This is a genomic window from Stenotrophomonas sp. YJH_SMC_40, from assembly GCF_059368615.1.
On the sequence record NZ_JCAFRX010000016.1, the window covers coordinates 1 to 24213 of the forward strand.

27 protein-coding genes are annotated in these 24213 nt (G+C 67.7%); 15 read left to right on the plus strand and 12 right to left on the minus strand.

The genetic code is table 11. The features are described from left to right. Positions 1–297 precede the first annotated feature (297 nt). The 4 genes from AC5P6X_RS20715 to rnfB all read left to right on the plus strand — a co-directional run bounded on the left by AC5P6X_RS20715 (position 298) and on the right by rnfB (position 4017). Positions 298–741, plus strand: a complete 444-nt coding sequence (locus AC5P6X_RS20715; RefSeq protein ID WP_005410552.1) for a DUF2147 domain-containing protein — start codon at positions 298–300, stop codon at positions 739–741. Between the two features lie 102 nt (positions 742–843). Next, a complete protein-coding gene (gene metG / locus AC5P6X_RS20720) occupies positions 844–2910 on the plus strand; it encodes a methionine--tRNA ligase (RefSeq protein WP_049402327.1) in 2067 nt (688 codons plus the stop codon). A gap of 78 nt (positions 2911–2988) precedes the next feature. Beyond that, entirely contained in the window at positions 2989–3579 is a 591-nt protein-coding gene (locus tag AC5P6X_RS20725) for an HAD family hydrolase (protein WP_049451011.1), read from the plus strand. A gap of 24 nt (positions 3580–3603) precedes the next feature. Continuing rightward, positions 3604–4017 carry an Rnf electron transport complex subunit RnfB gene (gene rnfB / locus AC5P6X_RS20730; protein WP_049454082.1) on the plus strand — a complete coding sequence of 138 codons (414 nt, stop codon included), beginning with the start codon at positions 3604–3606 and terminating at the stop codon, positions 4015–4017. 160 nt (positions 4018–4177) lie between these two features. On the opposite strand, the gene AC5P6X_RS20735 is transcribed toward rnfB, so the two are convergent. After that, positions 4178–4525, minus strand: a complete 348-nt coding sequence (locus AC5P6X_RS20735; protein WP_005410556.1) for a RidA family protein — start codon at positions 4523–4525, stop codon at positions 4178–4180. Positions 4526–4717: 192 nt separating this feature from the next. Here AC5P6X_RS20735 and mprF point away from each other — a divergent pair, with 192 nt between their 5' ends. After that, a complete protein-coding gene (mprF, locus tag AC5P6X_RS20740) occupies positions 4718–7282 on the plus strand; it encodes a bifunctional lysylphosphatidylglycerol flippase/synthetase MprF (protein WP_329757051.1) in 2565 nt (854 codons plus the stop codon). A 98-nt stretch (positions 7283–7380) separates the two neighbouring features. Here the strand turns inward: mprF and AC5P6X_RS20745 are convergent, their stop codons facing one another. The 4 genes from AC5P6X_RS20745 to AC5P6X_RS20760 all read right to left on the minus strand — a co-directional run bounded on the left by AC5P6X_RS20745 (position 7381) and on the right by AC5P6X_RS20760 (position 10245). Then, the gene (locus AC5P6X_RS20745) at positions 7381–8727 is read right to left on the minus strand and encodes a virulence factor family protein (protein ID WP_171039710.1); all 1347 of its coding nucleotides are present in this window, start codon (positions 8725–8727) and stop codon (positions 7381–7383) included. A 78-nt stretch (positions 8728–8805) separates the two neighbouring features. Beyond that, entirely contained in the window at positions 8806–9423 is a 618-nt protein-coding gene (locus AC5P6X_RS20750) for a DUF998 domain-containing protein (protein ID WP_088436151.1), read from the minus strand. Further along, positions 9420–9608 (minus strand): oxidoreductase-like domain-containing protein, encoded by a 189-nt coding sequence (locus AC5P6X_RS20755; protein WP_012480947.1) that lies wholly within the window; start codon positions 9606–9608, stop codon positions 9420–9422. The genes AC5P6X_RS20750 and AC5P6X_RS20755 overlap by 4 nt, the downstream gene beginning before the upstream one ends. A gap of 34 nt (positions 9609–9642) precedes the next feature. Next, a complete protein-coding gene (locus tag AC5P6X_RS20760) occupies positions 9643–10245 on the minus strand; it encodes an HD domain-containing protein (protein WP_005410561.1) in 603 nt (200 codons plus the stop codon). Positions 10246–10485: 240 nt separating this feature from the next. Between AC5P6X_RS20760 and AC5P6X_RS20765 the strand changes: the two genes are divergently transcribed. Next, complete coding sequence (locus tag AC5P6X_RS20765; protein WP_099605867.1) at positions 10486–11637, plus strand: transglutaminase-like domain-containing protein; 1152 nt, start codon at positions 10486–10488, stop codon at positions 11635–11637. 6 nt (positions 11638–11643) lie between these two features. On the opposite strand, the gene AC5P6X_RS20770 is transcribed toward AC5P6X_RS20765, so the two are convergent. Then, entirely contained in the window at positions 11644–11979 is a 336-nt protein-coding gene (locus tag AC5P6X_RS20770) for a zinc ribbon domain-containing protein YjdM (RefSeq protein ID WP_049451003.1), read from the minus strand. A 182-nt stretch (positions 11980–12161) separates the two neighbouring features. Between AC5P6X_RS20770 and AC5P6X_RS20775 the strand changes: the two genes are divergently transcribed. From AC5P6X_RS20775 to AC5P6X_RS20785, 3 genes are all read left to right on the plus strand, one after another. Continuing rightward, the gene (locus tag AC5P6X_RS20775; protein ID WP_012480950.1) at positions 12162–13523 is read left to right on the plus strand and encodes an Hsp70 family protein; all 1362 of its coding nucleotides are present in this window, start codon (positions 12162–12164) and stop codon (positions 13521–13523) included. Positions 13524–13752: 229 nt separating this feature from the next. Further along, entirely contained in the window at positions 13753–14046 is a 294-nt protein-coding gene (locus AC5P6X_RS20780; protein WP_053462562.1) for a YkgJ family cysteine cluster protein, read from the plus strand. Positions 14047–14057: 11 nt separating this feature from the next. Continuing rightward, complete coding sequence (locus AC5P6X_RS20785; protein WP_005410566.1) at positions 14058–14240, plus strand: hypothetical protein; 183 nt, start codon at positions 14058–14060, stop codon at positions 14238–14240. A 49-nt stretch (positions 14241–14289) separates the two neighbouring features. On the opposite strand, the gene AC5P6X_RS20790 is transcribed toward AC5P6X_RS20785, so the two are convergent. From AC5P6X_RS20790 to AC5P6X_RS20800, 3 genes are read right to left on the minus strand one after another with little or no spacing between them, the layout of a single operon-like run. Next, positions 14290–15171, minus strand: a complete 882-nt coding sequence (locus AC5P6X_RS20790; RefSeq protein WP_005414223.1) for a DUF4097 family beta strand repeat-containing protein — start codon at positions 15169–15171, stop codon at positions 14290–14292. A 10-nt stretch (positions 15172–15181) separates the two neighbouring features. After that, the gene (locus AC5P6X_RS20795) at positions 15182–15715 is read right to left on the minus strand and encodes a hypothetical protein (protein ID WP_049451001.1); all 534 of its coding nucleotides are present in this window, start codon (positions 15713–15715) and stop codon (positions 15182–15184) included. Next, a complete protein-coding gene (locus tag AC5P6X_RS20800) occupies positions 15712–16290 on the minus strand; it encodes an RNA polymerase sigma factor (RefSeq protein WP_005414221.1) in 579 nt (192 codons plus the stop codon). Before AC5P6X_RS20800 ends, AC5P6X_RS20795 begins: the two co-directional genes overlap by 4 nt. Before the next feature lie 126 nt (positions 16291–16416). On the opposite strand from AC5P6X_RS20800, the gene AC5P6X_RS20805 reads away from it, so the two are divergent. Continuing rightward, entirely contained in the window at positions 16417–16596 is a 180-nt protein-coding gene (locus AC5P6X_RS20805; RefSeq protein ID WP_005410570.1) for a hypothetical protein, read from the plus strand. A 36-nt stretch (positions 16597–16632) separates the two neighbouring features. Beyond that, complete coding sequence (locus AC5P6X_RS20810) at positions 16633–17226, plus strand: mechanosensitive ion channel family protein (protein ID WP_005410571.1); 594 nt, start codon at positions 16633–16635, stop codon at positions 17224–17226. Positions 17227–17737: 511 nt separating this feature from the next. Here AC5P6X_RS20810 and AC5P6X_RS20815 read toward each other — a convergent pair. Then, complete coding sequence (locus tag AC5P6X_RS20815) at positions 17738–18004, minus strand: DksA/TraR family C4-type zinc finger protein (protein WP_049451018.1); 267 nt, start codon at positions 18002–18004, stop codon at positions 17738–17740. A 170-nt stretch (positions 18005–18174) separates the two neighbouring features. After that, a complete protein-coding gene (locus tag AC5P6X_RS20820) occupies positions 18175–18732 on the minus strand; it encodes a DUF2058 domain-containing protein (protein ID WP_005414218.1) in 558 nt (185 codons plus the stop codon). A gap of 62 nt (positions 18733–18794) precedes the next feature. Between AC5P6X_RS20820 and AC5P6X_RS20825 the strand changes: the two genes are divergently transcribed. The 3 genes from AC5P6X_RS20825 (at position 18795) to AC5P6X_RS20835 (ending at position 21742) form a co-directional block, all read left to right on the plus strand. Further along, positions 18795–19295, plus strand: a complete 501-nt coding sequence (locus tag AC5P6X_RS20825) for a M48 metallopeptidase family protein (protein ID WP_049451000.1) — start codon at positions 18795–18797, stop codon at positions 19293–19295. Positions 19296–19342: 47 nt separating this feature from the next. Beyond that, positions 19343–20041 carry an RNA pseudouridine synthase gene (locus AC5P6X_RS20830; RefSeq protein ID WP_049450998.1) on the plus strand — a complete coding sequence of 233 codons (699 nt, stop codon included), beginning with the start codon at positions 19343–19345 and terminating at the stop codon, positions 20039–20041. A gap of 108 nt (positions 20042–20149) precedes the next feature. Continuing rightward, positions 20150–21742, plus strand: coding sequence for a phospholipase D family protein (locus AC5P6X_RS20835; protein WP_108270165.1), 1593 nt, complete (start codon positions 20150–20152; stop codon positions 21740–21742). 3 nt (positions 21743–21745) lie between these two features. On the opposite strand, the gene AC5P6X_RS20840 is transcribed toward AC5P6X_RS20835, so the two are convergent. Next, the gene (locus tag AC5P6X_RS20840) at positions 21746–22822 is read right to left on the minus strand and encodes an HDOD domain-containing protein (protein ID WP_005410577.1); all 1077 of its coding nucleotides are present in this window, start codon (positions 22820–22822) and stop codon (positions 21746–21748) included. Positions 22823–23100: 278 nt separating this feature from the next. On the opposite strand from AC5P6X_RS20840, the gene AC5P6X_RS20845 reads away from it, so the two are divergent. Next, positions 23101–24198 (plus strand): Glu/Leu/Phe/Val dehydrogenase dimerization domain-containing protein, encoded by a 1098-nt coding sequence (locus AC5P6X_RS20845; RefSeq protein ID WP_005410578.1) that lies wholly within the window; start codon positions 23101–23103, stop codon positions 24196–24198. The last annotated feature ends 15 nt before the right edge of the window (positions 24199–24213 follow it).

A 24213-nucleotide genomic window follows, 5' to 3' on the forward strand; every position in this document is an offset into this window, starting at 1 on the left:
CGGCGACCGAGCTTACATGGGTGAGGGCGCTTTGCTTGCGAAGCACTGCTTCGCAAGCGCCCGAACGCACAGCCGCCAGCGGCTGGGCCGGGCCCCGGAGGGGGACTTGCAGCGCCCCCCGCAACCGGACCCACCCCGCCATCCCACGGATAGCCCGCTGTTGGTGTTGCAGTTGCTGTTGCCCCCGCGGGTGCAGGGCGCAGCCCTGCAAAGCCCCCCCCTTCCCCATACCCCGCCGAATGGGTATACAGTCGACCCGTACCGGCATCGTGCCGGAATGAACCCTGGGAGGGGACCATGCGCAAGACCTTCAAGACCCTGCTGCTGGCACTGCCGCTGTGCCTGGCCGCGCTCTCGGCGCAGGCCGCCGACGGCGCCGCCGGCCGCTGGAAGACCATCGACGACAAGACCGGCAAGGTGAAGTCGATCGTCGAGATCACCCAGGCCGCCAACGGCACCCTGACCGGCAAGGTGGTCGACATCCTGCACTCGGACAAGGGCCCCAACCCGGTCTGTGACGGCTGTGAAGGCGCCAACAGGAACAAGCCGGTGAAGGGCATGACCATCCTCTGGAACCTGAAGGCCGACGGCGCCAACAAGTGGTCCGGTGGCACCATCCTCGACCCGGCCAACGGCAAGACCTACAAGTCGAAGATGGAACTGCAGCCCGGCGGCACCAGGCTGGACGTGTCCGGCTGCATCGCCTTCATCTGCCGCGCGCAGACCTGGCAGCGCGAATAAGCGCCCCGGCCCCTGCTTCATCCCCGTGACCCGGCCTCGGCCGGGTCACCTCGTTGCAGGCATGCGATACTCTGCGGTTCCCCTCGGCTTCACCCCGCGACCATGACCCGTACCGCGCTCGTCACCACCGCCCTGCCCTACGCCAACGGCCCGCTGCACCTGGGCCACCTGGTCGGCTACATCCAGGCCGACATCTGGGTGCGTGCGCGGCGAATGAGTGGCGGCAAGGCCTGGTTCGTCTGCGCCGACGATACCCATGGCACGCCGATCATGCTGGCCGCGGAAAAGGCCGGGGTCACCCCGGAAACCTTCATCGCCAACATCCAGGCCAGCCACGAACGTGACTTCGCCGCCTTCGGCGTGGCCTTCGACCACTACGACTCGACCAATTCGGCGGCTAACAAGGCGCTGACCGAGCAGTTCTACCTGAAGCTGGAAGCGGCCGGCCACATCAGCCGCCGTTCGGTGGCGCAGTTCTACGACCCGGCCAAGGGCATGTTCCTGCCCGACCGCTACGTCAAGGGCATCTGCCCGAACTGCGGCAGCCCCGACCAATACGGCGACAACTGCGAAGTGTGCGGCGCTACCTATGCGCCGACCGACCTGAAGGAACCGCGTTCGGTCATCTCCGGTGCCACGCCGGAAATGCGCGATTCGGAGCACTTCTTCTTCGAGGTGGGCCACTTCGACGCGTTCCTGCGCGAATGGCTGGCCGGCGACGTCGCCCTGCCGGGGGTGAAGGCCAAGCTGGGTGAGTGGCTCAATGCCGAAGGTGGCCTGCGCGCGTGGGACATCTCGCGCGATGCGCCGTACTTCGGCTTCCAGATTCCCGGCCAACCGGGCAAGTACTTCTACGTCTGGCTGGATGCACCGATCGGCTACCTGTCCAGCTTCCAGACCCTGTGCGGCAGGATCGGCGAAGACTTCGAAGCGCACCTGCGCGCCGGTACCAGCACCGAGCTGCACCACTTCATCGGCAAGGACATCGTCAACTTCCACGGCCTGTTCTGGCCGGCGGTGCTGCACGGTACCGGCCACCGCGCGCCGACCCGCCTGCACGTCAACGGCTACCTGACCGTGGACGGTGCCAAGATGAGCAAGTCGCGCGGCACCTTCGTGATGGCGCGTACCTTCCTCGATGCCGGCCTGGAGCCGGAAGCGCTGCGCTACTACTACGCCGCCAAGTCCGGCGGTGGCGTCGACGATCTCGACCTGAACCTGGGTGACTTCATCGCCCGCGTCAACGCCGACCTGGTCGGCAAGTTCGTCAACCTGGCCAGCCGCTGCGCCGGCTTCATCAGCAAGCGTTTCGACGGCCAGCTGGCCGCGCAGCTGCCCGATGCAGCGCAGTACCAGCGCTTCGTCGACGGCCTGGCGCCGATCCGTGAAGCCTACGAGCGCAACGACCCGGCCGCGGCGATCCGCCTGACCATGGCCCTGGCCGACGAAGCCAACCGCTACATCGACGACGTCAAGCCGTGGGTCATCGCCAAGCAGGAAGGCGCCGACGCGCAGCTGCAAGCCGTGTGCAGCCAGGGCCTGAACCTGTTCCGCGTACTGGTCACCGCCCTGAAGCCGGTGCTGCCGGCCACCGCCGCGCAGGCCGAAGCCTTCCTGGCCGCGCCGGTGAACGACTGGACCGAACTGGCACAGCCGCTGCTGGGCCACCGCATCACCGACTACACCCCGCTGTTCACCCGTATCGACCCGAAGAAGATTGACGCCATGATCGACGCCTCCAAGGACACCCTGCAGCCGGCGGCTGCCGCTGCCCCCGCCGCCAAGCCGGCCGCCCCGGCCCCGGCCAAGGACGAAGCAAAGAGCGCCGACGCGCCGGCCTACATCGGCATCGACGATTTCGCCAAGCTCGACCTGCGCATCGGCAAGGTGCTGGTCTGCGAGTTCGTGGAAGGATCGGACAAGCTGCTGCGCTTCGAGCTGGATGCAGGTGAACTGGGCAAGCGCCAGATCTTCTCCGGTATCCGTGGCAGCTACGGCGAGCCGGAGAAGCTGGTCGGCCGCAGCGTGGTGTTCATCGCCAACCTGGCCCCGCGCAAGATGCGCTTCGGCCTGAGCGAAGGCATGATCCTGTCGGCCGGCTTCGACGGCGGTGCGCTGGCGTTGCTGGACGCCGACAGCGGCGCGCAGCCGGGCATGCCGGTCCGCTGATGCCCGCAGCGGGCGTGGCCTCGGCCGCGCCCGCCGGCAGCATTGGCCAGCGGAGGCAACGCGATGGGAGGCAACGGAATGGAACTGGCGCTGTTCGACTTCGACCACACCGTGACCACCTGCGATACCTATGGCCGTTTCCTGCGCCGCGTGGCCACCGCCGAACAGCTGGCGCAGGCGTGGTGGAAGGTCGGTCCGTGGCTGCTCGCGTACAAGCTGAAGCTGATCTCGGCCGGACGCATCCGCGCGCGCGTCACCCGCCTGACCTTCAGCGACCGCCACAGTGACGACATCGCCACCCTGGCCGCCGGCTTCTCGCGTGAGTTCCTGCCCGATGTGGTGCGCCCGGAAATGCTGGAGCAGATCCGCTGGCACAAGGAACAGCAGCACACCGTGGTGATCGTGTCCGGCTCGCTGGACCTGTACCTGCGGCCGTGGTGCGAGCAGCTGGGCCTGCAGTTGATCTGCAACCGGCTGGAATGTCAGGACGGACGCCTGACCGGCCGTTACGCCGGTGGCGACTGTGGCCCGCGCAAGGTCGAGCACATCCGTCGCCAGTTCGATCTGTCGCGTTACGTGCGCATCCATGCCTACGGTGACAGTTCCGAAGACAAGCCGATGCTGGCGCTGGCCCACGAGCGCTGGTTCCGCGGCAAACCCCTGAAGTAACCCGACGCGCAGCCTTCGCCACGCATGAGCCTGATCCCGCCCCTGACCGAACGCCTCGACCGCCTGCTGCCGCAGACCCAATGCGGGCAATGCGGCTACGACGGCTGCCGACCGTACGCGCAGGCGATGGCGCGCGGCGAGGCAGGCATCGACCGCTGCCCACCCGGTGGCGATGCCGGTGCACGCGCGCTGGCCCAGGTTCTGCGCGTACCGGCGATTCCTTTTGATCGTTCGCGCGGCGAGCACAAGGCGCCGCAGGTGGCGTTGATCGTGGAAGCCGACTGCATCGGCTGCACCAAGTGCATCCAGGCCTGCCCGGTGGACGCCATCGTCGGCGGCGCCAAGTACATGCACACGGTGATCGCCGATCTGTGCACCGGCTGCGAGCTGTGCATCCCGCCGTGCCCGGTGGACTGCATCGAGCTGGTGCCAGCGTAGCCACCGGACCAACCGGCGGAGCGGCGGGGTAGAGTCGACTGTTAGTCGACTGCTCTTCGTTCCGGCGGCGCAAAACCCCGCGCTGCGCGCGACAGTCGACTAACAGTCGACTAACAGTCGACTCTACCCCCCCCTCCACTGCTGGGAGGTGACCTTGCCGTTACGGCACTGCCGCCGTCACCACGATCTCGACCTTCCAGTCGGCGTGGGCCAGTTTGGCCTCGACCGTGGCGCGCGCCGGGGTCGCACCTTCCACCACCCACTCATCCCATGCCTTGTTCATGCCATCGAAGTCGGCCATGTCGGCCAGGAACACTTCGGCGCGCAGCACGTGCTGGCGATCACTGGCCACCAGCGCCAGCAGCTTGTCGATCTCGGCCAGCACCTGCCGGGTCTGCCCGGTGATGTCCTGGCTGGTGTCTTCCGGAATCTGGCCGGAGAGATAGGCGACCTTGTTGTACACGGTCATTTCGGACATGCGCGGTCCAACGTCGTAACGCTCCATCATGGGCGTGGCTCCTGCGGGTGATCAGGCCTGCATTGTCCTCCAAACCGGTCAACGATGGGTGCAGGGCAGCCCTCCACACACGGTCACTACCGGCTTCCGACAGCAACGCTGGTCAAATGCCAGCGACAGGCGCACGATGCGCCACGGCTGCATTGACACCGCCCTCGCCCTCCCTGACGCACCCTTGCGCCGATGACCGAAACCACCGACCCCGCCACCGCTCCCTCCACCCCGGCATGGAAGCGGGTCCTCACCATCGTCATCCCGCTGCTGATCCTTGCGTTGGCGCTGCACGGCCTGGCCAACGAGTTCGATGAGAACGGCTACCGCGCCATCCGCCATGCCTTCCACCAGCTCAGTGGCACGCAGATCGCGCTTACTGTCGTGCTGGGCCTGGCCAGCTATGCCTGCCTGATCGGCTTTGATGCCATCGGCCTGCGCCGCAGCGGCATCCGCGTGCATCCGGCGCGCATCGGCATCACCGCGTTCCTGGCACACACGCTCGGCCAGACCGTGGGCTTTGCCGCGCTCACCGGCGGTGCGGTGCGCCTGCGCGGCTACCGTACTGCCGGCCTCGACCTGGCGCAGATCGGCCAGGTCGTGCTGATGAGCACGCTCGGCTTCGTGTTCGGTGCGTGGCTGCTGATCAGCGTGGCGCTGTGCATGGAACCGGCGGCAGCGGCGCTTGCCCTGCCGCTGGACCCGGATGCGGTGCGCGTGGTCGGCATCGTCGCGCTGCTGGCCTATGCGGCCACCCTGCTGCTGGTCGGCCGCGATGGACGCCAGTTCAGCGTGTTCGGCCATGTGCTGTGGCTGCCCGACCGGCGCACGATGATCGGGGTGACCGTGCTCAGCGTGATCGAGCTGGTGCTGGCCAGTGCCGCGTTCTATGTGCTGCTTCCGGACTCGACGCCGACCGGCCTGCCCGGCTTCGTCGGCCTGTACCTGGTCGCGGCGCTGGCCGGCCTGGTTTCGACCGTGCCCGCCGGCCTCGGCGTGTTCGAATGGAGCCTGCTGAAGCTGCTGCCACAGGTGGCACCGGCTGCGGTGCTGGCGGCGGCGTTGATCTACCGCGTCACCTACTACGTGCTGCCCCTGCTGCTGGCCACCCTGCTCGCGCTTGCACCCGCGCTGCGCCAGCCGCTGCAGGCCAGTGCCGGGGCAACCCGTGCCGGCTGGAACGCGCTGCGCCCATGGTTGCCGCAGATCATCGCGCTGGCGGTGTTCAGCATCGGTGCTGCGCTGGTCATCGACGGCACGTTGCCCACGCCGCGCCGTCACCTGGTCAACGCATCACTGCCGATCCTGGAAACGTCCCATCTGATCGGCAGCCTCAGCGGCGTCGCCCTGCTGCTGATCGGCCAGGGCCTGGCCCGGCGCAGCCATGCCGCATGGATGCTGGCGATGGCCGTGTGCGTGATCACCCCGTTGCCACTGTGGCTGCGCGGTGGCCAACCGTTGATCGCGGTCTCCGCCCTGCTGGTGGCGATGGCGCTGTGGGCCGCACGCCGCGAGTTCTACCGCCAGGGCGCGCTGCTCGATGAAGCATGGTCGTGGCCATGGCTGCGCAACCTCGGCCTGGTACTGGTGGCGGTCACCTGGCTGTTGTTCTTCACCTACAGCCATGTCGAGTACCAGAACGAGCTGTGGTGGCAGTTTGCGATATCCGGCAACGCACCGCGTGCGCTGCGTGCGCTGCTGGTGGTGGCGATCGCGCTCGTGATGTTCGGCCTGGCGCGGCTGCTGCACAGTACGCGCAGCCCGCTGCCAGCCGCCGACGAGGCCACGCTGCAATCATTGGCGCCGGTACTGGCCGGTGCCACCGATACCCAGGCCTGCCTGGTACTGACCGCCGACAAGGCGGTGCTGCGCGATGATGCGAAACAGGGCTTCGTGATGATGCAGCGCTACGGCGGTTCGCTGATCGCGATGGGCGATCCGGTCGGCCCGCCTGATGTGGCGCGCGCGCTGATATGGCGCTTCCGCGAGGAAGCTGACCGGCTCGGCCTGCGCCCGGTGTTCTACCAGGTGGGCGAGACCTACTGGCAGACCTATCTCGACCTGGGCCTGGGCCTGGTCAAGCTGGGCGAGGAAGCGATCGTGCCCTTGCACGACTTCAGCCTGGAAGGCCGCGAACGCGCCGATCTGCGCCAGGCCTGGAACCGTGGCAAGCGCGGGGGCCTCTCGTTCCGCGTGGCACCGGTGGAAGAGATTCCCAGCCTGCTTCCCCGCCTGCACGCGATCTCCAACGCGTGGCTGGAAGATAAGGCCGGCGACGAGAAGGGTTTCTCGCTGGGCAGCTACGATCCGGATTACCTGGCGCGCTTCCCGGTGGCGCTGGTCGAAGCCGAGGGCCAGATCGTGGCATTCGCCAACCTGTGGCAGGCACCGGCCGGTGCCGAGCTGTCGGTGGACCTCATGCGCCACGTCAACGAGGCACCGAAGGGCACGATGGACTTCCTGTTCATCGAGCTGTTCCTGTGGGGCCGCGCTCAGGGCTATGCGCGCTTCTCGCTGGGCATGGCGCCGCTGTCCGGGCTGGCCCAGCATCGCCTTGCTGGTCGCTGGAACCGACTGGCCGGCCTGCTCGCGCGGCATGGCGAACGCTTCTATGGCTTCAGTGGCCTGCGCCGCTTCAAGTCGAAGTTCGACCCGCAGTGGCGACCGCGCTATCTGGCAGCACCCGGCGGCATGCATCTGCCGGCCGCGTTGCTGGATGCCACGCGCCTGATCTCTCTGGACCCGCGGCGTAACTGAAGCCCTGAGCCGCCGGGCATGGCCCGGCGCTGCAAGCCACCCGGTAGGTGTCGACCTTGGTCGACACGGCGGCGACAGCGTTCGGGCGTGGCCCGGCGCTACGCCCCGCCCTTGAGGATCACTTCGGCCAATCGGTCGTAATCACCATTGAAGTGATGGTCGCCCGGCAGCTTCACCTTCTGCACGCCGTCGTTGGCCGGCAGGCCGGGGCACAGCGCGTCGTCATCCTTGTCGCCATACACGCAGAGGGTCTTCGCCGCCGGCAGCTTCGCCACTTCCGGCGCGATCGGCAGACCATCGCCGCCACCGCCCAGCCAGTTGCTGACATGGAATTCGAAGTCAGCCTTCCTGCCCACCGACAGCAGCACGATACGGTCCAGCGCCTCACGGGTGCCGGCATCAAGCTGGTTGATGGTGGCCGGCAGCACGTCGGCACCCTGCGAGAAACCGATCAGCATCACCTTGTCGCGATGCCACTGCTGGCGGTAGTGATCGATGATCTTCTGCAGGTCAGTGGCAAATCCCTTCGGCGTGCGTTCGCTCCAGAAGTAGCGCAGTGAGTCGATGCCGACCACGGCCACGCCATGCTCGTTGAGCGACGATGCCACGTCCTTGTCCAAGCCGGCCCAGCCGCCATCGCCGGAAACGAACACGGCCAGCGTGTCGCCGCTGCCAGTCGCCGGTACTTCTACTATCGGCAGGCCCTTCAGCGCGGCTGGTGGCGGTGCCAGGCTGACGCCGGCCTGCGCGCCGATCACCCGCGCCGCCGCCACCAGGCCGGGTGAAGCATCACCGCGCGCGGTGCGCTTGAACTCGCGTGCCATCGCCACCTGCTGCACGAAGCGGCTGGCCTCGCCAACCTTGCAGCCATGGTCGCCGGCGGCGCTCAGCCACGGGGAATTCAACTCGGCAGGCTGCAGCTTGTTGTGCTTCACGCCATCGCCGCAGACCATGCGCTCGTGGCTGCGATCCGGGCAGAAGCCAGTGGTCAGCAGGCCGGCGAACACTTGGGTGTCGGCCTGTGCGGCCAGCGTGTAGGCCATCTCGGCGCCTTCACCATCACCACCGACCAGCGGCAGGTGGTAGCCAGGCAGGTGCAGGGAGGCCTGCAACCAGCGCGAGAAGTTCTCGACGTCGCCGGAACCGAACGAACAGGTCGGATTCCCCTCGCGCTTGAGGACGCTGCGCAGATGCGCGATGTCCACGGCAGCCACCATCGCGCCATCGGCACGCAGGGCCTCGATCGGAAGGCGGCTGGTATCACCACCGGAGGTGGGTTCATGGAACCAGATCACCACACGCTGCGGCGTGCCAGCCGGCATGTGCACCGGAATCTGCTCGAACCGCCCGTGGCTGAACTGCTGCACGTTGGCCGCCGCCATTGCCGGCAGTGCTGCCAACGCCAGAACCACACCCATTGCCCTGCCCAGCCCTGCACGCTTCATGTCGCATCCCCGATGGAATGCGCACACGATACGCCGCCGCCGCGTGCACGGCACGTACCGGCGCAGGCCGTTGGGGATTCAGTGGGCTGCGGCCCGACGGCTGCGCCGGTACAGGGCCATCGCCAGATACAGCAGCCAGCCAACGATCACCGCGATCACCACTTTCTGTCCCAGCCCACGCGGTGGTCCACCACGCCACAGCACATGCAGCCACAGCAGCACGAAGGCCAGCCATGCCCAGCCCCAGAGCAGGCCCGCGGCGGACTGCCAACCCGGTTCGCGGCGCAGGTACCAGGCCTGCAGCAGCATGCCGACGCTGGCACACAGGAACGCGGTGTTGGCTGCCAGTCCATGGATGAACGGTGCCAGCAGCGGGGTCGCTTCAGGCAGCCAGCTGTCACCGATGGCGACCGTCGCCAGCCCCAGTGCAGAGACAGTGAACAACAGCGGCGCCGCCGCACTGCGGCGCGGACCGATGCTGCCGCGATACAGCGCAATGCCAAGCGCCGCAATGGCCAGCGCCAGCAGGCAGTAGGCAGCGCGCAATGCCAGGCTCCACGGCCCGTGCAGGTACAGGCTCAAGGTTGCGCGCACCCAGTCCAGATCACTGCGCGCGACCTGGGTCCACAGCGCGGTGGTCACGAACAGCAGCAGCGCCACCAGTGCCAGCACCGCCGCCGGACGCGCACGGCTCATGGCGTTGCCTCCGGATGCCGCGTCTTCCACTCGGCCAGCGCCTTGCGATAGCGCTGCAGCTCATCGGCATACAGATCCAGCACGCACAGCGGACAGCCGCTGCCACAGCACTCGTTGGGACCGGGCTCTTCGGGGGGCAGCGGGCGGGGGTCGGGATCAGGGACGGACACAGTGGGAAGCGACAATCGGTGAGAGCAGGCCCAAGTGTACCGGTCCAGCTCAGCGGGCCAGCTGTCGACGCAGGTTTTCCCGAGCCGCCGCATCCAGGCGCTGGTGGAAGAAGTCACTAAGGAAGATGCGCGGCGCCCGCAGCAGCCCCTGCAGGAAACGGCGACGCCCGGCGCGGTACAGGAAGCCCGGCACGACCCCTTTGTACTCTTCGGCCACGCCACGATCATAGGCGGCGAACACTGGCTCGGGCGCGGCCAGGATCGCCATGTCGCAGTCCAGGAACAGCGCGGCCTCGGCATCAACGTCGTCCGGGCCCAGATCGCCATGGCGGGCTGTCAGCAGGATCAACTGCTCGACCCGCGCGGCGTCGACGCCGGCCAGTTCCGGGGCCCGTGCGATTGCCTGCAGGGCCAGCGCCGCCGAACGCGCTTCGTTGTCCTTGCGGCCCGCCACATAGATCGCGTCGTGGTAGAGCACGGCCAGGTACACCTCGGCGGGCCTCTGCCAGCCCGGGCCGTCAGCCACGTCCTGGCAGTGCTGCAGCACCGCGCGTACGTGTCCGAAGTGGTGGTAGGCGCGGGGCGGCGTTGCGTAGCTGTCCTGCAGCGCCTGCCACTGCGCAGGAGCCAGCGTCAGCGGAGAGAAATCCATACCCGGATCATCCCGCCTGCGCAGCCCCGCGGCAAGCTGATGGTTTTTTCACCACATACTCACAACGCTTGCCCGGTGAGGCCTGGACGCGGTTGTCCACAGCTTTGTCGAGCGCTGGTCCACATCGCTTGTGGATGAAACGCCGTACCGGCCACGCGCCGACCAGCGGTCACTGCAGCGCGGCGCCGCCGGGTCTACACTCGCTGCAGGCGGGAGCGCCCGCCGCTGCCGGGAACTGTCATGTACCGCCCTGCCGCCCGCATCTTCGTCGTGGTCCTGGCCGCTTTGATGGCCGCGCCGCTCTGCGCACAGGACCACCCGCGCACCGATGCACTCCCGCCCATCGGAAGCGTCACCCCGGTGGAGGTCCCCTCACCGGAACAGGTCTTCGCGATTCCTCCCGCAATGCGCGCGATGCTGCAGGCGCAGGTGATCGACCGCAGTTCATCGCGCGAGCAGCGGCTGCAGGCACTGGTGGAAATGATCTTCGGCCGCCAGGGGCTGGACCTGCAGTACGACGCGAACGCGACCTACACCGTGGACGAAGTCTGGCAGCAGCGCCGCGCCAACTGCCTCGCCTTTACGCTGATGTTCGTGGCACTGGCGCGCGAGGCTGGCATCCAGGCCCGCGTTCAGGAAGTCGGCCAGGTCGTGTCCTGGTACCAGGACCAGGACGCCGGCGTGGTCTACAGTGTGGGCCACGTCAACGCGGGCGTGGAGATCGCGGGGCGTTACGCCACGGTCGACCTCGATCGCAACGTACTCTACGACCGCCACGGCCCGCAGCCGGTCAGCCGCGCGCGTGCACTGGCCCATTTCTACAACAATCGAGGTGCCGAACGCATGGCCGAAGGAGACCTCGTCGGCGCCCGCGCGTTCTTCGATGCCTCGGTCGTGCAGGATCGCGCATTCCCCTCGGTCTGGAACAACCTGGGTGTGCTCGACAACCGTGAGGGCAACACCGATGCGGCGCGGCAGGCACTGGACCGCGCCCTGCGCCTGGACGGTCGCCAGGATGCGGCGCTGACCAATGCCAGCGCGCTGTATCGGCAGCTTGGGCTGGATGCGCAGGCCAAGGCCCTGGAGCGACGCTTGAAGTCGGTGCAGCGTGAGGACCCGTTTGCGCAGTACATGCTGGGCACGCAGGCCGAGCAGGCCGGAAAGCTGGCCGAAGCCATCCGCTATTACCGGCAGGCCGTGCGCCTGTATGACACCGCGCACCAGTTCCACTTCGGGCTGGCGCGCGTGTATTTCCTGTCCGGGCAGCTTGAACGCGCCGACCGTGAACTGACCCGCGCGCAGCTTCTGGGTGGTGCAACGGAGCAGGCACGCTACCAGGCCAAGCTCGACAGCCTGGCCCGCTGGCGCGCGCAGCAGCAGGCCAGGCGCTGAGACCGATCAGGCCTTCTTGAGGAAGCAGGTCTTCAGGACCAGGCCCTTGATCTTGTCCGAGTTGCCTTCGATGTGCTCGGCATCATCTTCGACCAGGCGGATGTTGCGGATCACGGTGCCCTGCTTCAGCGGGATCGAAGACCCCTTCACCTTCAGGTCCTTGATCACGGTGACGGTGTCGCCGGCCTGCAGGGTATTGCCGTTGCTGTCACGCACGACCAGGGCCGAACCGGCACTTTCCTCGGCGGTCCATTCGAAACCGCAATCGGCGCAGATCCACAGCGCGCCATCGGCATAGGTGTTTTCCAGGGTGCACTGCGGGCAGGCGGGAACAGACGACATCGGCAAGTACCTCAAAGTGAATCAACAGCCGCCATTGTAACCGCCCGGTCCGGGGCCCCGGCTCCCTGGCAGGTGCCCGGCCGCCGCCATGACCACGGCTGGAGCAGCCGTGACGCTGGAACTTGCAGTCGGCGGCGAACTGCAGCAGAGTGCGCGGCCCCTGACCGCCCCCGGAACTCCCCATGCGCCTCGGCATCGACTTCGGTACCAGCAACTCCGCCGCCGCCATCGTGCATGAGGGGAAACTGCTGCCGATCCGTTTCGGTGACGCCGAACAGTTCCGCACCAGCGTGTACTTCCCCGGCGTGGTGCCCGACCCGGACGACTTCCAGCTCGACGACGGCCAGGAACACCAGCTGCAGCAGATGATCGATAGCGCCGCGCGTGCAGCCCGTGCCGCCGGCCAGGAACGCACCCCGCAGGCGCTGCGCCGTGAAGCCCTGCGCGCCCTGCGCCGTGAATGGATGGAGGCCCGCGCCGGCAAGGAACGCAGCGCCAGCGACCTGCTGCAGAACGCGGTCTACGGCGACGACGCGCTGGAAGCCTATTTCGAGGAACACGAAGGCAACCTGGTGCAGAGCCCGAAGTCGATGCTGGGCTACAACCTGCACCCACGCGCGAAGCAGACCATCACCGGCATCGCCGCGCACATCCTCGAACACATCCGCCTGACCGCCAGCGCCCAGCTTGGCCAGCCGCTGCGTGCCGCTCTGCTCGGCCGCCCGGTGCAGTTCCGCAGCTCGATCGGCGCGGCCGGCAATGACCAGGCACTGGATATCCTGCGCGAGGCCGCCACCCAGGCCGGCTTCGACCAGATCGACTTCCTCGAAGAACCCGCCGCGGCGGCCATGCACTACCACGCCGAAAGCCGCGAGCGGCACCAGGCGGTGATCGTCGACATCGGCGGCGGCACCACCGATATCGCGCATGCCGAAGTCGGTGGCGACGACGCCCCGCGTATCCACCGCGCGTGGGGTATCGCCCGCGGCGGTACCGACATTGATCTGGCGCTGAGCCTGTCCAGCTACATGCCGCTGTTCGGCCGCGGCATCACCCGCGTGCCCGCCCACCACTATGTGGAAGCAGCCACCGTGCAGGACATGACGCGCCAGCGCGACTTCCGCCAGCACAAATACGATCACGTCGACGAGCCGTGGGGCGGGCGCCTGCAGGCCCTGCAGGACACCGGCAATACCGCCCGCCTGTACCGCGATGTCGAACGCGCCAAGATCGCCCTCAGCGCCGCCAGCGAGCACCGCAGCACGCTGGACTACATCGCCCGCGACCTGCATGCCGACAGCAGCGCCGATGGCCTGGCCGCCGCCGCCCACGGCTACCTGGAGCAGATCCGGGAACTGCTGGCCCAGGTCCGCAGCGACATCGGGGGCGACCCGGATGCGGTGTTCCTGACCGGCGGCATGTCCCGTGCCGGCTACCTGCGCCAGGCCGTGGCCGAGGCCTTCCCGGGGGCCCGCATGGTCCACGGCGAGCCCTCGCTGGGCGTGGTCCAGGGCCTGGCGTTGGCGGCAGCCAGCCAGGATTAACAAAACGTTACGCGGTCTAAGTTACTCTTGGTCGGCTAGAACCCTGCTGCACCTTCCACCGGCCACGCCGGTGTGTGTCCACGGTGCAGCCTGGCCCGCCCTGCGGGCCTAGCGGCCATGCCTTCCTGGCTCGTTCATGGTCCGCGCAGCACCTGAGCCGCCATCGAGACCCGCTTTGGGCACCCGCCAGGCCCCTGTGGCCTTACAACCTGACGCAGCACCTGCACCCATCGACTGCCGCCGTTGTGACGCGGTCTGTTGCCGGCTGCCCGTGCTGCTGCAGCCCGGCGACCACGTGCCTGGCCAGTTCCTGTCACGCGACACCCACGGCCGTGCCGTGATGGCGCGCAACGAGGAAGGCTGGTGCGCGGCGATCGATCCCTATCACCTGCGCTGCACGATCTATTCGCAGCGCCCGGCGATCTGCCGCCAGTTTTCGATGGGCGGCGATGACTGCCGCCGCGAGCGGCAGGACTACCTGCGCCAGGCCGACGCCTGGGCGCTTTCCTCCCCTTCCACCTGACAGGAGCAACCATGCCCCGCAAGGCAAAGACCCCCGCGAAGGCCAGCAACAGCATCCGCAGCGAACGCAAGGGCGCGGCCGCCAGCACCGTGGTCAGCAGCGATTCGATCGCTTCGGACCTGGCAGCGTTCCGCAAGGCCGGTGGCAAGATCGAAGTCCTCGGCACCACCTGGGCGCTGAAGAAAGCCAGCTGACCCAGTACCGACCGCGGCGGCGCTGCCGCCGCGGCCTGCCGGACCGTGCTCAGCGATCCAGGCGTACCCGCACACTGCCCGAATGCGACTGGATGCGGATGTCTCCATCGCCGCCCCCCAGACGCGTATCGAGATGGCTGCCCGGCCCATAGCGCGGCCGCTCCACCTGACCGGCGTCGCTGTTGATCGAGCCGCTGAAGCTGTTCACCGACAGCTGTGCCGACACCGTGCGTGGCAGGCTCAGCGTGACCGAGGCACTGACCGATTCGACATTGATGCGGCCACCGGGCGCCAGCCCGGCCGCTGCCAGATCGATGCTGCCCGAAACGGTTTCCACCGCCAGTCGCTGCACGCGCCCGGCGTCGACCTCGACCCGTCCGGACACCGTCTGCGCACCGATATCACCGGACACGCCACCGCCGGCCTCGATGCGGCCACTGACGGTGTTCACATCCAGCTTCGGCGTCTGCAGGCGTGCGCTGACGCTGCCACTGACCGTGTTGAGCTTGCTGTCGCCACTGCGGCCAGCCGCGCTCAGGCTGCCGCTGACCGTGTCGGCCTGCAGCCGTCGCACATCGATACCACTGATGTCCTGGCTGGCGCTGACCGTGCTCAGCAGCAGCTCCACCGATCGCGGCACGTTCAGCACCAGCGTTGCACCGCCGTTGTTGCTGCGGCGCGGATATTCGATCTCCCAGCGCACACGGTTGGCGCTTTTTTCCTGGCGCAACTGCAGGCCGTCGCTGAGCGTGCCGGTGAGCTGCACGTCATTGCGGTCCCAGCCACGCACGGTCACCTTGCCGGCCACGTTGCTCAGCTCGATGCGCCCCCCCGCAGCCAAGGTGTGGCGCTCGTCGATGCGGGTGTCGGCCAGCGCCACGGCAGGGGCCAACAGCAGCGCGACGCAACAGGAAATCAGGGTTCGGGTCATGGGGGTCTCCTCAGGTCGTCAAGCCGGACTCGGCGGCATAGGCCGCCTGCCGGGTCAGTTCCAGCCGCAGCGCATAGGTGCGCTTGAGCTGGCCAAGCAGGTGCGGCGCACGCGGGTCCTGCGCCAGGGCGGCACGGATCTGCGCCGCGCTTTCATCCAATTCATGCAGGGCCGGCTGCCATTCCGGCGCCCGTCCATCGGGCAGCGCGGCCACGGCCTGCTGGTACTGCTCGGTCATCGCCGCGGCCTGCAGCTGCAGGGCGGACGGCGCCGGCATATCCGGCTGCGCATGCCGCCACGGCGCCACCGCATACAGTGCCAGGCTGGCAGCCAGGGCAGCGCCGGCCGGCAACCACCAGCGGCGCCGCGAACGCACCGGCAGGACCACCACGTTGTCCGTTGGCGCGGGTGCTGCCTGCGATTCACGCGGCGGCAGCCGGGCGGACAGGCGTGCCCAGCCATCGGCGGGTACATCGCGCTCGTTCGGCAGCGCGCGCAGCCGGGCCAGCAGGTCGTGATCGGAATCGTGTTCGTGTGTACTCATGTCATGTCTCCCAGCCGTGCGCGCAACAGGCCGCGCGCACGATGCAGCTGTGCCTTGGAACTGCCGACTGCCATCTGCAGCTGCTCGGCGATTTCCTGGTGTTTCCAGCCTTCGATATCGTGCAGCACCAGTACCGCACGCGCCCGTGGTGGCAGTGTCGACAATGCGCGCTCCAGGTCACGCTCGGTACCCGCGCAACGGTCATGCACCGCCAGTTCCTGCAGGCCGCCATCGACATCCTCCAGGCTGTCGTGATCCTGCCCTGCGGCGCGACCGCGCAGTTCCATCAGTGCGGCGTTGACCCCCAGCCGATGCAGCCAGGTGGACAGGCTGCTCTCGAAACGGAACCCTGGCAGGGCTTTCCAGGCCTGCAGGAAGGCCTCCTGCAACGCATCCTCGGCACGTGCCTGCTGGCCGCCACACAACCGCCACAGGACAGCGAATACACGCGGCGCGTGACGCCGGTACAGCAGTTCGTAGGCAGCGGTGTCGCCGGCGGCCGCCGCCCGCACCAGGGCGGGTTCGTCGACGGCGTCGTTGGCGGCAGGCAGCGCGGGCATGGTGGTGTCGAGCATATCGCTTGGATGCGGCGACCCGGGAAAAGGTTTAGAGCCGATCGACGGCCGATGCCATGCAACCTTTTCGACGGCTGCTGCATCCATGGAAGGTCCTTCGCGAATCTGCCGTCCGGGAGTCCTGCCATGTCCAGCCCTTCCTGCGCCGCCCTGCTGGTGATCGCTGCCTGCGTCCTGCTGCAGGCGCTGGGCCTGTCACTGCAGCTGCGCCCCGACAACGGCCGCGCCTGCCTGCAGCAGCACCGCCAGGAGCTGGTCTGCCTGGCCTGGACCCCGGCGGTCGAATCCCCCGCACGCGCCGGGTAACATCGAGGGCCGTTATTGCCACCCGTCGTCGCCCCCATGATGTTGTCGCTGAAGGATCACCTGCCGGCCTGGACCTACCCTTGGCTCCACGACGCGGGTATCGCCGTGAAGATCCTGCTCACCCTGCTGGCCGCGTGGCTGCTGCGGGTGCTGGCACGGCGCTTGATCCGCCGCTTCGCCGAGCACTACACGCTGCCACCGGAAATGGTGATGGGCGCGCGCCGGATCACCAGTTTCGTGGTCTATTTCAGCGCAGTGCTGTACATCCTCAGCCTGCTCGGCGCATCGCCGTCGGTATTGTGGACCGCGTTCACCGGCTTCGCGGCGGTGGGTGCGGTGGCCTTCTTCGCGGCCTGGAGCGTGCTCTCCAACATCTTCTGCACGCTGCTGATCTTCACCACGCGCCCGTTCCGCCTGCATGACTACATCGAGGTGCTGGAGAACGGCGAGAAACCGGGCCTGAAGGGCCGGGTGATCGACGTGAACCTGATCTACACCACGCTGCAGGAAACCGGCGACGGCCACGAGGGCACGGTGCTGCAGCTGCCGAACAACCTGTTCTTCCAGCGCACGGTGCGGCGCTGGCGCGACCCGGCACAGGCCCCCGGCGGCATCCAGGGCGACGGCTGAGGGGGTCTTCCTTTGCAGGGCTGCGCCCTGCACCTGCAGAGGCCGAAGCCGAAGCAAGATCAAGAGCGGCATTCCGTGGGATGGCGGGGCGGTGTGGGTGGTCAGGACACGCCGTAAACCCGTCCATGGGGGCTCGACGGCGCCATCCATGGCGCCAACGGTCCTGCCCACCCACACCGCCCCACCTCTGACAGATTCCGCGCACTGTTGGTGGGTGCCGACCGTTGGTCGGCACATCTGTCAGATATCGATAGTCAAAATTGAATCCGACCCCGTGCCGACCAACGGTCGGCATCAGCAGCGGGTTCCAACAGATCGCGGAAATCTGTCAGAGGCGGGGCGGTGTCGGAGTGCGGGGTGTCCGCGGCATGGATGCCGCGGCCAAGCCCCCATGGACGGGTTCACGGCGTCCCCGCACTCCGACACCGCCCTGCCAACCCACGGAATGCCAGCCTTTGATGTTGACGTTGCTTCTGCAGGTGCAGGGCGCAGCCCTGCAATAAAACACCCCTTACCTCAGCTGGCTGTCCTTGCTGCCACGCCGGTTGTAGCCGGCATGCGCCTGTTCTTCGTCGTCATGCGCCTGCTGGCACGCCACGCACAGTCGAACACCAGGCACAGCCTGGCGCCGCGCCAACGGGATCGGCGCGTCGCATTCCTCACAGTGGTCCAGACCCGGGCCCTGCCGCAGCTGGCGCCGCGCGCGGGCGATCGCATCGTCGACGGTGGCGTCGATCTGGTCCTGGACCGCGCCGTCTCCCGCCCAACCGGTAGCCATGGCCATCCTCCGCAGGTGTGTCGCCTGATATGGAGACGATACACCCCGGCAAAAAGGCACGCCTTAATGTAGATCCGAGCCACGCTCGGCTGCTCTTCAGGAAGACGAACAGAGCGCGGATGGGTTCGATCAAGCCGATTGCGACTTAATCCCCTCCGTCCCCTTCTTGTTTACCAGACCAGGTCGTCCGGCACCTGGAACTGGGCGTAGTAGGCGTCGTCCTCGGCGTTGCCGGTGGAGATCTCCGCGGTCGAGCCCGGCTGGCCGTGGTCGACGATGATCGCTTCCGGGGCGCGCTCACGCACCTTCTCGGCAGCAGCACGTGGCAGCAGCGCGTAACCGTCGCCGTGGGCAACGATGACCAGCACGCCCACCGACAGCGCCTTGCGCAGCTTGGGGTCGATCAGCAGGGTGCGGATCGCCGTGCCATCGCTGAAGCGGTACTCGTCATCGCCCTTGTGGGGCACGGCATGGGCCGCGATGATCTGCTTCGCCTGCGCCTTCTGTTCAGCCTGCCTGGCCTGCGCATTGCGCTCGGCGGCCAGCGCGCGGTCGCGCTCGATCTTCTCGGCGCGGACGCGTTCAGCCTCGCGCTGGACCTCGGCCGAGGTCGATTCGGCCTTGCCCTGGCGGGCCTTGGCCTGCTCGCGCGCGGCGGCGCTGGCCTGCGACTTCTTGGCCAGGCCGGCCTTGAGCAATTGTTCCTGCAGCGCGTTGGGCTTTGCCATGGTCGGTGCGTACCGCGTGTAATCTTGGATGCCCCATTCTACCGACGCCCCGCCGCCCCTGCATGGCAGTCCTGAAGTACCTCACCGGCTATCCCGAACCCCTGGTCGCCCAGGTCAGCGAACTGCTGGCGCAGGGCAAGCTCGGCCCCTGGCTGCAGCAGCGCTACCCCGACCCGCATGAAGTGCGCAGCGACCGCCAGCTGTACGACTACACCCAGGAGCTGAAGGACCGCTACCTGCGCAAGTCGGTGCCGCTCAACAAGGTCTGCTACGACAACACGCTGGAAGTGATCAAGCACGCGCTGGGCACTCATACCGCCATTTCCCGCGTGCACGGCGGCCGCCTCAAGGCCAGCCGCGAGATCCGCATCGCCACCGTGTTCCGCCAGGCACCGGCAGCGTTCCTGCGCATGATCGTGGTGCATGAGTTGGCCCACCTGAAGGAAGTCGACCACAACAAGGCCTTCTACCAGCTGTGCCAGCACATGGAGCCGGAGTACCTGCAGCTGGAGTTCGATACCCGCCTGTACCTGACCGAGCTGGCCAACCGCGGCCAGCGCTGACCGGCCGCAGCAGCTACACTGCGCGCCCCCTGCCCGACCTTGCCGCCATGGAACCGATCCGTCTCGACAAACGCCTGTCCGCCCTGCTCGGCATCCCGCGCGGCGAAGCGCGACGCTACATCGAAGGCGGCTGGGTCACGGTCAACGGCGACGTGGTGGAGCAGCCGCAGCGCCCGGTCGATGACAGCGCGGTGATCGTCGTAGCCGCGCAGGCCAGCGATGAAAAGGCCGAGCGGGTCAGCATGCTGTTGAACAAGCCGGCCGGCGTTGCCGCTGAGACCCTGTGTGCGCTGGTCAGCAGTGACAGCCGCAGCGAACTCGATGCCAGCGACATCCGTCCGCTGCAGCGTCACTTCCATGGCCTGCAGCTGGCCGCCTCGCTTCCGGCCAGCGACAGCGGCCTGGTGGTGGTCAGCCAGGATCCGGCCGCGCTGGCCCATCTGCAGCGCAATCTGGGCCGCACCGAGCAGGAATACCTGATCGAAGTGGCCGAAGGCGGCCCGGAGCGTGGGCCATGGCTGATGGCGCGTCTGCAGCAGGAGGCCGGCGGCGGCAAGGTCAGCTGGCAGAGCGAACAACGCCTGCGCTTTGCCGGCAAGGGGCTTACCGCCAAGGGCCTGCGTGCAGCGGTGACAGCCGCCGGGCTGCAGGTGACCGGGGTGCGCCGCCTGCGTATCGGACGCGTGGCGCTGGGGCCGCTGCCGCCGGGGCAGTGGCGCTACCTGGGCAGCGACGAGCGGTTCTGAGGTGTGCGGGTCAGAGCCCTTTCCTGTGGAATGGGATCCGCCCCCATCGGTGACGCCCCCTCGGGGTGGGATCCCGTGCCGGTCGATCCTGCAGGCATTCCTTCACGCATGGCGTGGCTCTACCATCGGGGCATGAGCCTGCCCAAGCCGCTGTGGCGACGCCTGCTGCGCATCGCTGCAATCATTCTCGCTGCGCTGGTGCTGCTGGTGCTGTCCGGCCTGCTGCTGGCCGACCACCTCACGCCGCAGGCACGGGGCACGCCTTCGCACGTGCTGCCACTGCAGCCGGCGCAGACCCGCATCGACCAGCAGATCGTGCCATTGCAGGAGGCCCATCCCGGCCAGTCCGGCGTGGCCTTCCTCAGTGATGGCATGGATGCCTTCGCCGCACGCGCGATGATCACCACGCACGCAGGCCGCAGCCTGGACCTGCAGTACTACATCTGGCACGACGACCTGATCGGCCACCTGATGGCCAAGGCGCTGTATGACGCCGCCGAGCGCGGCGTGCGCGTGCGCATCCTGCTTGATGACATGAATGCCAAGGACAAGGACGCGCTGATGATGGCGCTCGATGCGCATCCGAACATCGAGATCCGCCTGTACAACCCGTTCCGCAACCGGACCGGCATCCTGCGCATGGTGGAGATGGTGCAGCGCTTCTTCAGCGTGAACCACCGCATGCACAACAAGAGCTGGATCGCCGATGGCCGCGTCGCGATCGTCGGTGGCCGCAACATCGGCGAGGAGTATTTCAGCGCGCGCACCGATGTGAACTTCCAGGATCTGGACCTGCTGGTCGCCGGCCCCGCCGTGGAGCAGGCCAACCGCATCTTCGACGACTACTGGAACAGCGAAACCGCCATTCCGGTATCCGCGCTTGCCTTCCATACCGACGCACAACTGCGCCTGCTGGTGCGCGAATCGGACCATGAGGCGCAGCGGGACGTGGCCCGGCCGTACCTGGCGCGCGTGGCCGAATCGCGCAAGCGGCAGCGCCCGAGCCCCGAGCCGCTGCGCTGGAGCGGTGCAGTGCGCATCGTGTCCGACCCGCCGATGAAGCACCGCAAGGACGATCGCGCTGCCTGGCTGGTGTCGACCCTGATCAGCGAGCTGCAGGCCGCCAGGCACAAGGCCCTGTTGATCTCGCCCTACTTCGTTCCCGGCAAGGAGGGCCTGGATGGCTTTTCGGCCATGTCCGGGCGGGGCGTGCAGGTCGGCGTGGTCACCAACTCACTGGCCGCCAATGACGTCGCCGCCGTACATGGTGGCTACATGGGCTACCGCGTGCCGTTGCTCGAAGCCGGCGTCCACCTTTACGAACTGAAGGCACAAGGGCAGTCCGGCGATGCCGGCGTGTTCGGCAGCAGCGGCGCCAGCCTGCATACCAAGGCGTTCCTGGTCGATGACCGCCGCGGTTTTGTCGGTTCGTTCAACCTCGACCCGCGCTCGGCCTATCTGAACACCGAGATGGGCGTGCTGTTCGACGACCCGGTGCTGGGCGCACAGCTGCGGGACGAGTACCTGCGCCTGGCTGATCCCAGGCACAGCTGGTGGCTGGTGCTGGATGACCGTCGCCGGTTGCGCTGGCTGGAGCGCGAACCGCCACCGCACTGGGTGGAGGCGGAGCCGGGGGCAACAGCGCGCAAACGCTGGTTGTCGCGGGTGATCAGCTGGCTGCCGGTCGAATCGCAGCTGTAGCGCTCAGGGCGTTGGACCCGCCTCTTCCTGTCCGGCCTCATCACGTGTTTCCACGCTGCGTCCATGCAGGCGCCGCCAGATCCAACGCAGGGCATGCGGCGGCGCTGAAGGCAACTGTTCGAGCAGGGCCAGCATGCGGCTCTGGCTGGCATGTCCATGCCGGCACAGCAGGCTGGCTGCCGCCGCAGCGCTGGCCAGACGCAGGCTGTCGGCGAGTGGGCCATCGGCCTCCGGCGCCAGTGCCTGGTGCACGGGCTCGGGCAGCTCCCAGGCTGCAGCCACGCGTTGTGCCAGCGGCAACGACCATTGCTGGAGCAGTTGCAGGGCCAGCGCCGGCTCCACGGTTTCGTCGCGTGCCTGCGCTTCCTGCAGCAGCTGGCGCATCACCAGCGCTGACCCCAGCCCCTGCACCAGGCCCAGCCACTGCGCAGCGAAGGCATCACCGAAGGTGACCGTGCGCGCATGATCGGCGGCCGCACGCGAAGCCAGCAGTGCGTGCTCCCAGATGATCGTGCTGAACTGCGGAAACATGCCGCACTGCACCTGCATCACCGGCTGCACCAGCACTGCGCTGATGATCTGGCGCACGCCCTCGGTACCGACCAGGGTCACCGCACGCTGCAGGCTTTCCACTGGCCGCTCATGCACCTTGTAGGCCGGGCTGTTGGCGATGCGCAGCAGATTTCCGGTCAGCACCGGGTCCTGGCCGATGATCGCCGCCATCACCCGTGCCGAGGCGGCATCGTCGTTGACGGTCTGGATCAGCTGCGGCAGCAGTTGCGGGCGCCGTGGCAGGTGCCGGGCGGCCCAGTCACGGTCCTGCAGCGCGCGCGCCACCGCTTCGCCGAGTGCCGGATCCTGCACGGGGGCAGGCTCGCCAGCCAGCCGTGGGTACAGGGCAAGTGCATGCAGGCCGCGCTGCAGGTGGGCGGCGATCTCACCGGCCTGCAGCGCCTCGCCCTGAAGGCTGGCTGCGGCAGCAGCGACCGCCTGTCGCGATACGGCCGCCAGGCGCAACGGAGCCGCCCCGGTCGAGCGCGCCAGCCAGCCGCGCAGCGATCGCCACCAGGCCGGCGTCATCGCCGCCTGCCCTGTCGTTGTGGTGCCCTTGCCGTCACTGACCGCCCTGCCTCTTCACGCGAATCCGGCCACCCGCCGTCGTCGCAGCATCGGCCGCACTTTCATCTTCTTTAACCGGAAGGGCGGCGATGTCGACGGCAGCGACCGGGGGAATGGACTAGAATGGCGCCGCGCGACCCGTCCCCCTGCACTGACGACGTCGCTTTTTTTGTTTTGGGACCCTACCGTTCACTGGCCGTTCGCTGCAGTTCGCCGCTGTTCGCGCCATCGGAGACGCCATGCTATTCGAAACCCTCGCCACCACCGGCCACGAACAAGTGGTGTTCTGCCACAACCACGATGCCGGCCTGAAGGCGATCATCGCCATCCACAACACCACCCTGGGCCCCGCCCTGGGCGGCGTGCGCATGCGCCCTTACGCCAGCACCGACGAGGCGCTGGCCGATGTGCTGCGGCTGAGCCGGACGATGACCTACAAGAATGCGCTGGCCGGGCTCAACGTGGGCGGCGGCAAGGCGGTGATCATCGGCGACCCGAAGACGGACAAGACCGAGGTACTGTTCCGCGCCTTCGGCCGCTACGTCGATTCACTGGGCGGCCGCTACATCACCGCCGAGGACGTTGGCACCGACGTCAACGACATGGAGAACATCTACCTGGAGAGCCAGTTCGTGACCGGCGTGCACCAGGTCCATGGTGGCTCCGGCGATCCGGCGCCTTTCACGGCCTACGGCGCACTGCAGGCGCTGATGGCGTCGATGCGCTTCAAGTTCGGCCATGAGGAAGTAGGCAAGACCAGCATCGCGGTGCAGGGTCTGGGCCACATCGGCATGGAACTGGTGAAACTGCTGCGTGACCGCGGTGCCAAGCTGTATGTCACCGACCTGGACAGTGCCCTAGTTGATCGTGCAGTCAGCGATTTCGGCGCCGAGGCGGTCAAGCCGGACGAGATCCACGAAGTGAACGCCGATGTGTTCGCACCGTGTGCGCTGGAAGGCGCGATCAACGCCGACACGCTGCCGCGGATCAAGGCCAAGATCATCTGCGGCACTGCCAACAACCAGCTGTCGAGCCTGGAGATCGGCGACGAACTGCATGCGCGCGGCATCCTCTACGCCCCCGACTACGCCGTCAACGCCGGCGGTGTGATGAACGTGTCGCTGGAGATCGACGGCTACAACCGCGAACGCGCGATGCGCCTGATCCGCAGCATCTACCACAACCTCACCCGCATCTTCGAACTGTCGCAGCGCGAGAACATCGCGCCGCAGCGGGCCGCCGATCGCATTGCGGAAAGCCGCATCCTGTCGATCGGCAAGCTGAAGATGCCGCTGGGCCGCAGCACTCCGCGACTGGGCAACCTGCGCGGCGGCTGAGGCTGCAGACGTCGC